Raw genomic sequence first — 12,454 nt, 5'->3', positions numbered from 1 at the left:
AGGGGCAGGCAGTGTCCCAGATCTGCAAGGGAGGAAAAGTGAAGGTGAATTGGCGACGAACTTGCCTGGTGGCGGCGTTGCTTTCTATGCTCACCTTCTGCGGATCCCCTGCCTGGGCGGGAGAGTACTTCACGGAAGAGGTGACTCGCCCTAGCGTAGAAGTTATCCATGGCTGGCGGGAGGTGGTGTCCGGCACTCAGGTTACCATCACCAACACCAGTCCGGGCTCCTTTCGGGTGCCCCTGGAAATTGAGCTGGCGGATCGGGCTAGCTGTGATCGGGCTGACCTGGTGCTGACCAACAAGAGCACCTTGCCGCTGGGATCTTTTCAAGATTGCATCCTTAATCTCTTTCCCTATCTGGATAAGTTCATCAACCAGGAGGTTGCCAGCATCCGGGTTACCCTAAAAGGGCCAAATCCCCTCCTGGAGATCCCTCTGACCGAAGCGGATCGGCTGATCCTGGCCCAGGTGGCCAACCAATCGCGGGAAGCCTTTATCTTCTTTCAGCAGGAGCTGGCCCGCGTTTTGGAGCTCTTGAAGCAGCAAGGCGCCACCCCCCAACCCTCTGCCCCTGCAAGCCCAACGCCTGCGGCATCCGGACCCAACCCGGGCGAGTTGGTGATTGTGGGATCAATCCGCGAAGAGCGGGTAGGGGCTGGCAGTCGCCTGAGTGTGGAGGCCATCAACCGCAGCAACCGCACTGTCCTCAACGCCCGCGCCCGTTTTACCTTCTACCGTGGCGGAGAAGTCGTCGATACGCGCGTGGCCGCCTTTGAGCCCAGCAATGTACCTCCTGGCCAGAAAGCTTCTGCCAGCGTGCTGAAAACGGACGCCAACTGGGATCGGGTTACTGTTACCTTCCAGTGGCAGTAGAAATTCCTCAGGGAGCGAGGGCGTTGCCCCGCAGCAAGCTGCCCAGAGTTTTAACGGTAATCTTGAACTGCACCCAGGGGCTCATCGGCACCACCGTCTTATAGAGGTAGCTGGCAAAGGTTAGCCGCTGCACATCCCGGTCGGCGCACATCTCGACAAAAGCTTCGCGGGTGGCGTTGGAGCGGTAGAACACCCGCTGCAGAATGTCCAAGACTTTGTAGGTCAGGCCGTACTGGCGATCCCAGCGCTGGAGATAGAGCTTGAGATCCTCTTCTGTGGGGATACGCTTCCCGCCGTTGGAAGTTTCAACAACAGCCTCGGCGCACATGCGGCCCGACTTGGCAGCAAAGTAAATCCCTTCGCCGCTTGCCTTGGTTACGTATCCTGCTGCGTCTCCTACCAACGCGGCCCGGCCCACTACGCGGCGCGGACGGGGATGCTCTGGAATGGGATGGGCCTCCACCTTGATCACCTGGCCCCCACGGATCCGGTCAGCAGCGCGGGCGCGGATCCCGGCTTGCAACTTTTGGATCTGGGCTTGGTTGGCCCTCATCGTGCCGGTACCCACCGCCACATGGTCGCACTTGGGAAACACCCAGGCATAAAAGTCGGGCGAGACATCGTCTCCCACGTACATCTCTGCCCGCTCAGCATAGTAGGCCATTTTGTCCTCGGGGAGGCGAATGCGCTCCTGAAAAGCCAGGGCATAGTTGTAGTCCCCGGCACCAATGGCCTCTGCCACCTTCGAGTGGAACCCATCCGCCCCAATCACCACATCCACCGCCAGCGAGCGAGGTACCCCCTGCTGCGCGTTGCCGGAAAAGTCGATGTAGTGCAAGACGTAGGGATCCTGGCCATTTTTGGGGACTTCCAGGTGCATCACCTTGCCGTGAATGAGCTCTGCCCCCTTTTGACGGGCGCGGTTGCGCAAGAAAGCGTCAAGGACTTCGCGGCGGCACATGCCAATGTACTCGCCTTCATTTTCGAGGGCGATGTCCACCTCGTAGTTGGAGGGCGAGATCATCTTCATCTTGCGCACCTTGCGGTCGATGATCTCCTCCGGCAGGTCGAACTCCGAAACCATACAGAGGGGAATAGCGCCTCCGCAGGGCTTGGCGTTGTCCAGCTTCCGCTCAAACAAAAAGGTCTCGATCCCGGCTTGAGCCAGAACCTCGGCTGCAGAAGCCCCTGCTGGCCCGCCCCCCACCACGGCAACTCTCAGGCTCAAGGCGCCCTCCTTTTTCTTTTTTCCAATTCCTTTCCAATTCCTAGGACTTCCCAAAAGGGAAGCTAGCCTGCAGCATACAGGAGTGCAGCAACAGGTACGGGTGCTGCGGTCTCTTGTCTACCCCCATTAAACCCGGGTGGGGCAAGGAATGCAAGGAACCCAAGAAGAGCTCTGGTGAGGAGGCCCTGTGGCGCAAGGCGAACTCTGCGGCTTGGGCGGATTGACCGTGGGGCTAGGGATCTCCTCTAGTCCTTGATTCACCGGACAATTGGCCACTTTGTGGCACAACTAACCTTCTGCCTTGACGTAGATGGGCTGAGCTAGTAGGCTAGCAGGTAATCTTCTTCTTGAGTAGGCGTTTTGCCTAGGCTAAAGTTGGCTCCGTCTTTAGCCTGTGTGCCTTCTAAGGGCAAGGAGCATCTACCTGCAGCAAGGCCTACGGCCCGCTATCGCGATCGCGGGGAAGTTACGCCTGTGGAGATCCCTCTGGCGGGGTGGTAGGGGTGGGCTCTGCCACTAGCCACGGGTCGCTGAAGCAGGAAGAAAGCCTCAACGCCGAGCGAAAGTCTGCTTTTGCCCGGGGTTGTATAAGTCTTTCAGAGCGGCTCCAGGTGGATGGTGACCCGCACCGGCCCGTAGCGCTCCTGCAGCAGGCGTTCCACCGCTTCAGTGAGGCGATGGGCCGACTCAACGTCCAGCGGCTCCACCACCATGTGCATTTCGATGAAGATCATCCGCCCTGGGATGCCGCGGGAGGTGATGTCGTGGCAGTCAAGGATGCCAGGCAAGCTGAGAACCAGCTTCCGCAATGTTTTAGGCGGAATGGCCGCCCGGTCGGTTAAAACGGGAATGTTTTCCTGCAGCACTTCCCAGGCGCTCCAGAACACCAGCAGCCCCACCGGCACAGCCAGCACCTGATCCAGCCAGGGGATCCTCCAGTAGTGGATCCCGGCTAGACCCAGCAATACCGTCAGGGTCACCCAGACATCGCTGAGGGTATGGCGGGCATCGGCCAAGAGCAGCGAGCTGGCCAGAGCCTTGCCCCAGGAGCGCTCATAGAAGGCTACGAAGAGGTTGATCCCCAGCACCCCCAGCATTAGCGTCAAGGTCAACCCGTCGGTCTGGAGCTGGGGAGGCAGGGGCTTGAAAAACCGTCCCACCGCTGCGCTGAGGATCTCGAAGCAAGCCATGGCCAAAAGGGCAGCGATCCCCAGGGCACCGATTGCCTCAAACTTGCTGCGGCCATAGGGATGTTCCTCATCCGGCTCTGGCGAGGAAAAGTGGACCGCCACCAGGGCAAGGAGGTTGCTGGCGCTGTCGGTAACACTGTGCAGGGCATTGGCCACCAAGCTTAGGGATCCCGTCGCCAGCCCCAGGGTTAACTTGATGGCAAACACCAGGCTATTTAGCCCCAACGTAACGTACAGCACCCTCTGCACCTGGCGCTGACGGCGGCTGGCTATGGCGGCAGAGCTGGGCCAGCTCACTGCTGGGGAGCCTCAGGCGGAAGTCCGTTAGCCTCATCTTGCCACTAACCTCCTCCTAGGAGCCGACTTTATAAGGGGATAGGTAATCCCAGGGGATGGGGTACTTTAGAACCGAGGATCGACAGGAAGGAGCGGCAGGCGATGGACGTGGCGGTCGTGGGGGCCGGCTATGTGGGGTTGGTAACCGGCGCCTGTCTAGCCCAAATAGGCCACCGCGTTATCTGCGTGGACAACAACCCTGCCAAAATTGAAGGGTTGCAGCGGGGCCGCCTGCCCATCTACGAGCCCGGCCTGGAAGACCTGGTGCGGGCTGGAACTGAGGCCGGTCGGCTGCACTTTACCACCGATCTTGCCCTGGGGGTGCAGGCCAGCGAGGTCATCTTCATTGCCGTAGGGACGCCAGCTCTGCCCAGCGGCGAGCCAGACCTGCGCTACGTAGAGGCTGTAGCGCGGGAGATCGGCCAGCACCTAGACGACCGCTACCGGGTTATTGTTAACAAGTCTACTGTCCCCATCGGCTCCGGCGACTGGGTGCGCATGCTTATTCTGGACGGGGCGGCAGAGGCCGCCAAGCAGCGGCTAGGCAGCCAGGCAGAAAAACAGAAGATGGCCATAGCAGGCGGGGATCCCACCCCCTCCTCCCTGGCCACCCTGGACAGGTCTCCCTGGGTGCCGCCCTTCGACGTGGTGAGCAACCCCGAGTTTCTGCGGGAGGGCAGCGCCATCCACGATACCTTTTACCCCGACCGCATCGTGATTGGCTCCAACAGCCCCCGGGCCATCGAGATCCTGCGGCAACTTTACGAGCCCATCCTCAGCCGCCAACAAGGCTTGGGCGGGGATCCCGTGCCCTTGCTGGTCACCGACCTGGCCTCCGCCGAGATGATCAAATATGCCGCCAACGCCTTCCTAGCCACTAAGATCAGCTTCATCAACGAGATTGCCAATATCTGCGAGCGCACCGGCGCCGACATCCTCCAGGTGGCCGAAGGGATTGGCCTCGATAAGCGCATTGGCCGCGCCTTCCTCAACGCCGGCATAGGCTGGGGGGGGAGCTGCTTCCCCAAGGATTTGGCCGCTTTGATCCAGACGGCGGCTGACTACGGCTACGAGGCCAAGCTGTTGCGGGCTACTGTCGAGGTCAACCGCGAGCAGCGGCAGCGCTTGGTGGAAAAGCTGCAGCAGGCTCTTAAGGTGCTTAAGGGCAAGACCATTGGCCTTTTGGGCCTCACCTTCAAGCCCCACACTGACGACCTGCGGGATGCGCCGTCTTTAACCTTAATTGAGCAGCTCCACCGCCTGGGGGCCAAGGTAAAAGCCTATGATCCCATTGTCTCGGCTTCGGGAATGCGGGAGGGCCTAGCCCATGTGGTGGTGGAAACAGACGTGTTCCGCCTGGCCCAGGATTGCGACGCCCTGGTGCTGGTGACAGAGTGGCCGGAGTTCTTGTCGCTGGATTACCGGCGCCTTGCCGAGTTGATGCGGCGGCCTCTTATCGTTGACGGCCGCAATTGCCTAGACCGGCAGGCCCTTCAACAGGCGGGCATCACCTTAATTGGAGTGGGCTGGTGAAGGTTCTGGTAACGGGTGGTTTGGGGTTTATCGGCTCCCATCTGGTCAGCCGCCTTCTGCAGGAAGGCCACGCGGTTATCTGCCTCGACAACGGCTACACGGGGCGAGAGGAGAACGTGCGGGCCCACCGCAACAACCCCGCCTTTACCTTGCTGTGGCACGACGTGGCCGAGCCGCTGCCGCCGGAGCTGGAAAAAGCTGGCATCGAGCAAATCTACCACCTGGCCTGCCCTGCCTCTCCCCCCCACTACCAAGCGGATCCCATCCGCACCATCCGCACCAGCGTCTGGGGCACCTACCACCTCCTGGAGCTGGCCCAAAAGACGGGGGCCCGCTTCCTCCTAGCCTCCACTTCGGAAGTGTACGGGGATCCCCAGGTGCATCCCCAGCCGGAGGACTACTGGGGCCATGTCAACCCCATCGGCCCGCGGGCCTGCTACGACGAGTCCAAGCGCCTGGCCGAAACCCTAACCTTTGACTGGCAGCGGCAGTACCAAACGGAGATCCGCGTGGCCCGCATCTTCAACACCTATGGGCCCGCCATGCGGGAAGAGGATGGTCGCGTGGTCAGCAACTTCATCGTCCAGGCGCTGCGCGGGGATCCCCTCACCGTCTATGGAGATGGCTCCCAGACCCGCAGCTTTTGCTACATCTCCGACCTCATCGAGGGCCTGGTGCGCCTGATGAACAGCCCTTATCCCGGCCCCTTTAACCTGGGCAACCCGCAGGAGGTCACCATTCTAGAGTTGGCTCGGCAGGTTTTGGCCCTCACCGGCAGCTCTTCTCCCATCGTCCACCGGCCTCTCCCAACCGACGATCCCAGGCAGCGCCGGCCCGACATCAACAAGGCCCGCGCCTTGCTGGGGTGGGAGCCCCAGATCCCTTTGCCAGTGGGCCTGGAGCTGACCATCCCCTACTTCCGCCGCCGGCTGGGGCTGGAGTAAAGGAAGACCTCTGGGAGATTTTCCCCAGAGCTGGCCAACTTTGCGGAAGAAAGCAGCCAGGCTGGCAGAATACCCGTCATAATACAGAAAAGGCATGTTAACTCAAGTAGGGGATCCCTACGCCTGTGGATACTTCTCCGGAAGAACCAACCACCCCCGTGCCCCTGGAAACCTGCGGGCTGGAGGTGGAGAGGAAAGCAGTGGGCGCCTTTTTGACGGTGCTTCAGGGATCCAATAGGGGCAGGACTTTCCGGCTGGGGGAGACTGCAGTAGTGGGGCGCAGCCCCCAGGCCGACGTTCAGCTTTCCGACCACACCATCTCTCGGCTGCACTGCCGGCTGAGGAAGGAAGGGGAAAACTATGTCCTCATCGATCTCGGCAGCCTCAACGGCACCTATGTCAATGGGGAACGGGTAAATTGCCGGGTTTTGGCGGATAGGGATCGCATCCAGCTGGGGAATAGCCTCCTGCAGTTTGCCTATTATGACCGGCTGGAGGAGGCTTTCTTTTTCCAGGTCGCTGCCGCCGCTCTCTACGACCCGCTCACGGGGCTGCACAACCGTCGGTTTTTCCTAGAGCACCTGCAGAGGGAGATGGCCTTTGCCCGCCGCCATAGCTTTCCCCTCCACTTGCTTTACTTGGACTTGGACAACTTCAAGCTCATCAACGACCGCTGGGGGCATTTGGCCGGGGATCAAGCCCTGATCCAAGTAGCCCAACAACTGCAGGATCAGGTTCGCCGCGAGGATCTGCTGGCCCGGCTAGGGGGCGACGAATTTGTCCTCATGGTGCGCGGGGTTCCGGAAGCTCAAATCCTGCAGTTGGCCAAGCGCCTGCGGCAGGCCATCCAATCCCTCCCTCTGCAGGTGGGAGCAGAAGTTATCCACCTCACCTGTAGCATTGGCGTCGCCTCTTTGCTCAGCCTTTCAGCAGAAACTTCCGTCCAAAGCTTTCTAGAGGCAGCTGACCAAGCCCTCTACCAAGCCAAAGTGCAGGGGGGCAACCGGGAAGTGTTGCTGTAGGGCTTAGGATCCCTCCACCAAGCTGGCGTAAGCCTCCGCGCTCATCGTGTCGTCGAGATCTTCCGGGTTGGTCATGCGCACCTTGATCAGCCAGCCATCTCCATAGGGATCGTCGGCAATGCTCTCTGGGCTGTCCACCACCGCTTTGTTTACCGCCACCACTTCCCCCGAGACAGGGGCATACAGATCCTCTACGGCCTTGACGGACTCCACGGAGCCAAAGCTCTCCCCCTTTTCAATTTCTGTCCCTTCCTCGGGCAGGCCGACAAAGACGATGTCCCCCAGCTGATCGACGGCATAGGCCGTGATCCCAATCACCGCAATGTCATCCTCAACCCGGATGTACTCGTGGGTGTCCACGTAGCGCAGATCGGGTGGGTACTCCAGGGCCATGCCACTTTCCCCGCTTAAATCCAGTGGACTATTCTAGGGCAATCCCTGAGGGCGGTAAAGCTCTCTCAGGCGGGAGGACTAGAGAAACTCTAGGAGCAGCCGATTCACAGTTTGGGGCGCCTCCTGCTGCGCCCAATGGCCGCACTCGGGGATGTACTCCTTGCGCAGGCCGTTGGGGAAGAAGGGATCCATTCCCTCGGTCAGCTCGCGGCTAAGGGCAAAGTCTTCTTCTCCCCAGATAAGCAGGGTGGGGGCGAAGATCGGACGCAGGGGCTGCAAAAACAGGTTCTGCAGAGTGGGCAGGCTAAACAGGTGGCGGTAGTAGTTGAGGGCAGAGGTGAGCACCCTGGGCTTGGCAAGGGCCTCTTGGTAAACCTTTAGGTCGTGGCGGGTGAAGGCGCTTTTGCGCACCGAGGTCTCTTGAAAAATGCGCCGCACCCACTCCTCGAGGTTCCACTGCAACACCCACTCTGGCAGCCAGGGCAACTGGAAGAAAAACAGGTACCAACTGCGGCGCATCTGGTCCAAATTGGTCAGGAACTCCCGGCGAAAGCAAGCGGGGTGAGGAGAGTTGAGCACGGCCAGCTTGCGGATCTCCTGGGGAAAAAGTTGCGCCCAGTGCCAAGCAATAGCCCCTCCCCAGTCGTGGGCCACCACCACCGCGCTTTTGGCCCCAAAATGGGCTAGCAGGCCGCGGACATCCTCGGTGAGGGTGTCCAGGTCGTAGCCGTAATCCGGTTTGTCAGAGTCGTTGTAGCCGCGCAGGTCAGGTGCCACGACGCGAAACCGCTGCGCCAACACCGGGATCTGGTGCCGCCAGGAATACCAAAACTCTGGGAAACCATGCAACAAGATTGCCAGCTCCCCTTCCCCCTGGGTGACATAGTGCAGTTGAATGCCATTGGTCAGGGCATAGCCGTGCCGCCAGCTCCCCATCCGGGCGGCCACCTCAGCAGGAAGGCGTTGGATCCCTGCTTCTGCCATGGTCTCTGCTCTTAGGCCAAACCTCTAGTTGGTATCCAACCATACTAACGTTCTCTCTCTGGCGGGGGCTTTTTCAGAGGCTAGAGCAAGCGGCATTCTGGGCAAAGAAGCTGCGGCTGGAACGGTTGGATGAAAGCTTCTACACCATCCCCCCAGAGGATTGCCCTTCTAGGGGCGGGGGCCTGGGGAAGTACCCTGGCTCTGTTAGCCCAGGCTCGGGGCCACTGGGTGCAGGTTTGGGATCGGCGCAAAGGCTGGGATCTCAAAGAGGTAGTCCGGGGATCGGACATCATTATTTCGGCAGTCTCCATGGCCGGCGTGCGCCCCGTGGTCGAGGCCGTGCGCCAGGTGGGGATCCCCCCCCAAGCCATTCTGGTCTCGGCCACCAAGGGGTTGGATCCCCTGCAGCTCTTGACACCAGCCCAGATCTGGGCAGCCACTTTCCCTACTCATCCGTTGGTGGTGCTCTCCGGGCCAAACCTGGCAGCTGAGATTCGCCAGGGTTTGCCAGCAGCTGCAGTGGTGGCCAGCCGCAATCCCGAGGCGGCAGTGCAAGTGCAGCATGCCCTTGCCTCCGAGCGCTTTCGCCTCTACACCAGCAGCGATCCCCTAGGGGTGGAGCTAGGGGGTATTCTCAAGAACGTTATTGCCATTGCTGTGGGGGTGTGTGACGCGCTGCAACTGGGCACCAATGCTCGGGCTGCCCTGGTTACCCGCGGCTTGGCCGAGATGATCCGGGTGGGATCCCGCCTAGGGGCGCGGCCTGAGACCTTCAACGGCCTCTCAGGGCTAGGGGATCTCCTAGCCACCTGCCACAGTCCTTTAAGCCGCAACTACCGCGTAGGCTACGGCTTGGGCCAGGGCAAACCTCTGGGCCAGGTGTTGGCCGAGATCGAGGGAACCGCCGAGGGGGTTTACACTGCTCCCGTGGTAGTTCAGATCGCCGCCCAGCACGGCATCCAGGTGCCCATCACCCAGGAGGTGCATTGGCTGCTGCAAGGGCAGACCACCCCCGCTGCCGCCCTTTCCCGCCTGATGGAGCGACAACTCACCTCGGAATGAGCTCCTCTCCCTGAGGGGAAAGAGAGCTTGAGCTACCTGGAATAACCGCAAGTCTTCCCAGAATGAGCCATTTGGCGGAGTTTTTCTCTCCGAAGTTTCCCTATACTGCCTCTGTAGCTCTCCTAACTGCTCTCGCATCAACCTGGATTTCAGAGGTTCGGGGAAGCCAGAGCTTGGCTTGAGCGGTGTGTGTCTCCTGCTTTTTCACAACCTCCCATGGCTAAACGCATCTTGGTGATCGAGGATGATCCCTCTATCCGCACCTACCTGCAGAAAGTGTTGCGGCAAGCTGGGTACGATACGTTGGCAGCTAGAGACGGGGAAGAAGGGCTGCAGATGGTGCGCGCCCTCCTGCCAGACTTGGTGCTGTGCGATGTAGTCATGCCCAAGCTCAACGGCTATGCTGTGCTGGATGCTGTGCGATGGGATCAAGCCACAGCCCACATCCCCTTTGTCTTTCTCTCCTCCAAGACTTCTCGAGAAGCTGTGGAACAAGGGCTACAACTTGGTTCCAACGCCTACCTCACCAAGCCTATTGATCAAAACCACCTCCTGAAGGCAATTGCCGCCCACCTAACTTAAACTGTTGCTAGCAGCCTCGTCCCCACTGCTTCCCCCTAGCAACAGAAGGGAGCACAGCTAATTCCTCTCCCCAGTCTCCCTGACAGGGAAAAACCTCTCTACAACGGGGGATCAAGAGCGTTTCTAGCCACCCTCAAAAAATTCTGGAGTAGCCGCGCTGCGAGATCGGGACGGGATCCCCAGTGGAGATGCAGGTAGGAAGCATGCAAGCGCTCATTGGCCCAGCCTTCCTGCTGGGGCGGGGATCCCCAAGCGTAGACTGGGCTTGGGCAGGGGGGGCTGCTGCGGGAGCGGTGAAACTCGTGTCCCCGCAGGCAATCCCCAGCCGGTGCCAGGAGGGTGGGGCGCAGGACTTTAGCCTCGCGGTAGCCCAGGTACAGCCGCTCACCCATGTCCACGGTGATGGGCAACAGGCCAGCCATGGGGTAGGTCTTTCCGTCCCAATCGGTGAGGGACTTTCCCAGCACCATCAAGCCGCCGCATTCGGCATAGAGGGGGGGGTGGATGGGTGGCGGAGTTTGCTGGGCTATTTTTTCAGAGAGGGCCGCGGCAAACAGTTCTGGAAACCCGCCCCCCAAGAGCAGGCCATCGCAGGGATCCGGCGGCCACAGCCCTACCTCCAGGGGGGAGTACTCCAATAGCTCCGCCCCCCAAGCCCGCAGGAGATCTAAGTTGTCGGCGTAGTAGAAGTTAAAGGCGGCATCGCGGGCCACTGCCACGCGCACGGGCGTTGCAAGGGGGCAGATCCCTGGCCAGAGCTCCCCCACTGCCGGCGGTAGTGAGCGGATTAGGGGCAGAAGCTGATCCCAATCTAGGTGTTGCTCCGCCAGCTCAGCCCAGGCCTCCTGCCAGCGGGAGAAGCCAGCCAGTTCTAAGACAGGTACCAGCCCCAGGTAGCGGCTGGGCAGGCGCAAGTCCTCGCGGCGGGGGAATTGCCCCAAAACCGGGATCCCCACGGCTGCTGCTGCCTGCTGCAACATCTGGCCATGGCGCTCTGAGGCCACCCGGTTGAAGATGACGCCGGCAATAGTCAGGCGGGGATCGAAGTGGCTTAGGCCGTAGAGCAGGGCGGCCGCCGTCGTTCCCATGCCGCTGCTGTCGATGACCAGCACCACCGGGATCCCCAGCAGGCGAGCCACATGGGCGCTGCTAGCCCAGGAAGGCTCTGTCCCGCCGGGCAGGGATCCGGGCCCTCGCCCATCGAAGAGGCCCATCGCGCCTTCTACAATCGCCCCATCTTTGTCCTGGCAGTGGTAGCGAAAGCAGCGCTGCACAAAGTCCTCGTCGGTTAAAAAGGGATCCAAATTGCGCGAGGGAATCCCGGCCACTGCCGTGTGGAACGGGGGATCGATGTAATCGGGCCCCACCTTAAAGGGCTGGATGCGCAGGCCCCGCCGCCGGAGCGCAGCCAACAGGGCTAACGTGACGGTGGTCTTGCCACTGCCGCTTGCCGCTGCTGCCAGCAGGATCGCCATTTGTCCAAGGGCTAGAACTCGATACCCATTTGGGCTTTGATCCCTTGGTCGCGAAAGGGATGCTTGACCAAGGCCATTTCCGTTACCAGGTCAGCTCGCTCAATTAGCCCTGCCGGCGCACCTCGCCCAGTGAGGATCACATGCACCCGTTCAGGTTTTTCGGCTAGGCCAGCCAGCACTTGCTCCAGCGAGAGATATCCCAGCTTAAGGGCAACGTTGATCTCATCCAAAACCACCAGGTGGTACTCGCCGCTGCCAAATAGCTCCCGCCCCTTTTCCCAGGCTGCCTGGGCGCAGGCAATGTCCCGCTCGCGATCCTGGGTCTCCCAGGTAAAGCCTTCCCCCATGGCATAAAAGGCAACTTTTCCCAGCCCCAGTTCGGGATGGGCAGCCAACTTGCGCAACAGTTTGGCTTCGCCTGGATCCCAGGCCCCTTTGATGAACTGCACCACCCCCACCGATAAGCCCTGGCCGAGGGCACGCAAGACAGTACCAAAAGCCGCCGTGCTTTTGCCCTTGCCCTGACCTGTATAGACGATAACTAAGCCTTTGTTGTCACGCATGCCTGCCAGGCGTTGCCGCTGGATTTGCTGGCGGCGCTGCATTCTTTGGCGGTGCTGCCGGTTGCGCTCGGCTTCCAGTTCCGGGTTGGGGGCGGTTGGAAACGGGTGGGTCATGGTTGCAGCGGCAAGGACTTGTAGGAGCACTCTAGCAGGCCAGACTCCGAATTCGGCTTCCGGTTTTCTAGATTTTCCGAGAGCTGCTGCTGTTGGATTAGGATTTTGACAGAGCTGGGGGATCCCTCCTGGCGGCGCTTTTTTATTAGGGGT

Annotated in this window: 12 protein-coding genes; 6 read left to right on the top strand and 6 right to left on the bottom strand. The window is 60.7% G+C overall.

Annotated features, from left to right (window positions below; all coding sequences use genetic code 11):
- Positions 1 to 44 precede the first annotated feature (44 nt).
- Entirely contained in the window at positions 45 to 875 is an 831-nt protein-coding gene (locus NW833_RS01485; RefSeq protein WP_414411303.1) for a hypothetical protein, read from the top strand.
- A 7-nt stretch (positions 876 to 882) separates the two neighbouring features.
- Here the strand turns inward: NW833_RS01485 and chlP are convergent, their stop codons facing one another.
- Entirely contained in the window at positions 883 to 2,103 is a 1,221-nt protein-coding gene (gene chlP / locus NW833_RS01480) for a geranylgeranyl reductase (RefSeq protein ID WP_414411302.1), read from the bottom strand.
- Positions 2,104 to 2,699: 596 nt separating this feature from the next.
- Entirely contained in the window at positions 2,700 to 3,590 is an 891-nt protein-coding gene (locus NW833_RS01475; RefSeq protein ID WP_414411301.1) for a cation diffusion facilitator family transporter, read from the bottom strand.
- A 141-nt stretch (positions 3,591 to 3,731) separates the two neighbouring features.
- On the opposite strand from NW833_RS01475, the gene NW833_RS01470 reads away from it, so the two are divergent.
- The 3 genes from NW833_RS01470 (at position 3,732) to NW833_RS01460 (ending at position 7,128) form a co-directional block, all read left to right on the top strand.
- Positions 3,732 to 5,162, top strand: coding sequence for a UDP-glucose dehydrogenase family protein (locus NW833_RS01470; RefSeq protein ID WP_414394196.1), 1,431 nt, complete (start codon positions 3,732 to 3,734; stop codon positions 5,160 to 5,162).
- Complete coding sequence (locus NW833_RS01465) at positions 5,159 to 6,106, top strand: UDP-glucuronic acid decarboxylase family protein (protein ID WP_414411300.1); 948 nt, start codon at positions 5,159 to 5,161, stop codon at positions 6,104 to 6,106. Before NW833_RS01470 ends, NW833_RS01465 begins: the two co-directional genes overlap by 4 nt.
- Before the next feature lie 125 nt (positions 6,107 to 6,231).
- Positions 6,232 to 7,128, top strand: a complete 897-nt coding sequence (locus tag NW833_RS01460) for a diguanylate cyclase (RefSeq protein ID WP_414411299.1) — start codon at positions 6,232 to 6,234, stop codon at positions 7,126 to 7,128.
- A 3-nt stretch (positions 7,129 to 7,131) separates the two neighbouring features.
- Here NW833_RS01460 and gcvH read toward each other — a convergent pair whose 3' ends face one another.
- Together gcvH and NW833_RS01450 are read right to left on the bottom strand one after the other, a co-directional pair.
- Positions 7,132 to 7,521, bottom strand: coding sequence for a glycine cleavage system protein GcvH (gene gcvH, locus NW833_RS01455; RefSeq protein WP_414394202.1), 390 nt, complete (start codon positions 7,519 to 7,521; stop codon positions 7,132 to 7,134).
- Between the two features lie 78 nt (positions 7,522 to 7,599).
- Complete coding sequence (locus tag NW833_RS01450; RefSeq protein ID WP_414411298.1) at positions 7,600 to 8,505, bottom strand: alpha/beta fold hydrolase; 906 nt, start codon at positions 8,503 to 8,505, stop codon at positions 7,600 to 7,602.
- Positions 8,506 to 8,634: 129 nt separating this feature from the next.
- Between NW833_RS01450 and NW833_RS01445 the strand changes: the two genes are divergently transcribed.
- On the top strand, positions 8,635 to 9,567 hold the full coding sequence (locus NW833_RS01445; RefSeq protein WP_414411297.1) for an NAD(P)H-dependent glycerol-3-phosphate dehydrogenase: 933 nt from the start codon (positions 8,635 to 8,637) through the stop codon (positions 9,565 to 9,567).
- Between the two features lie 216 nt (positions 9,568 to 9,783).
- Positions 9,784 to 10,149, top strand: a complete 366-nt coding sequence (locus NW833_RS01440) for a response regulator (RefSeq protein ID WP_414411296.1) — start codon at positions 9,784 to 9,786, stop codon at positions 10,147 to 10,149.
- Positions 10,150 to 10,247: 98 nt separating this feature from the next.
- Here NW833_RS01440 and NW833_RS01435 read toward each other — a convergent pair whose 3' ends face one another.
- Both NW833_RS01435 and cobO read right to left on the bottom strand, forming a co-directional pair.
- Complete coding sequence (locus NW833_RS01435; protein WP_414411295.1) at positions 10,248 to 11,624, bottom strand: cobyrinate a,c-diamide synthase; 1,377 nt, start codon at positions 11,622 to 11,624, stop codon at positions 10,248 to 10,250.
- A gap of 11 nt (positions 11,625 to 11,635) precedes the next feature.
- On the bottom strand, positions 11,636 to 12,301 hold the full coding sequence (gene cobO / locus NW833_RS01430; RefSeq protein ID WP_414411294.1) for a cob(I)yrinic acid a,c-diamide adenosyltransferase: 666 nt from the start codon (positions 12,299 to 12,301) through the stop codon (positions 11,636 to 11,638).
- Positions 12,302 to 12,454: the final 153 nt, after the last annotated feature.

Origin of the sequence: Synechococcus sp. O70.1 (assembly GCF_047462215.1) — a bacterium.
In the GTDB taxonomy this organism is placed as follows: domain Bacteria; phylum Cyanobacteriota; class Cyanobacteriia; order Thermostichales; family Thermostichaceae; genus Thermostichus.
The sequence above is the reverse complement of the archived record's forward strand: the minus strand, read 5'-3'. Positions and strand labels throughout refer to the sequence as shown.

Coding starts and splice junctions, on each gene's coding strand:
- NW833_RS01440 (WP_414411296.1), top strand. CDS start 9,784: ATGGCTAAACGCATCTTGGTGATCGAGGATGATCCCTCTATCCGCACC.
- NW833_RS01445 (WP_414411297.1), top strand. CDS start 8,635: ATGAAAGCTTCTACACCATCCCCCCAGAGGATTGCCCTTCTAGGGGCG.
- NW833_RS01450 (WP_414411298.1), bottom strand. CDS start 8,505: ATGGCAGAAGCAGGGATCCAACGCCTTCCTGCTGAGGTGGCCGCCCGG.
- NW833_RS01470 (WP_414394196.1), top strand. CDS start 3,732: ATGGACGTGGCGGTCGTGGGGGCCGGCTATGTGGGGTTGGTAACCGGC.
- NW833_RS01435 (WP_414411295.1), bottom strand. CDS start 11,624: ATGGCGATCCTGCTGGCAGCAGCGGCAAGCGGCAGTGGCAAGACCACC.
- gcvH (WP_414394202.1), bottom strand. CDS start 7,521: ATGGCCCTGGAGTACCCACCCGATCTGCGCTACGTGGACACCCACGAG.
- cobO (WP_414411294.1), bottom strand. CDS start 12,301: ATGACCCACCCGTTTCCAACCGCCCCCAACCCGGAACTGGAAGCCGAG.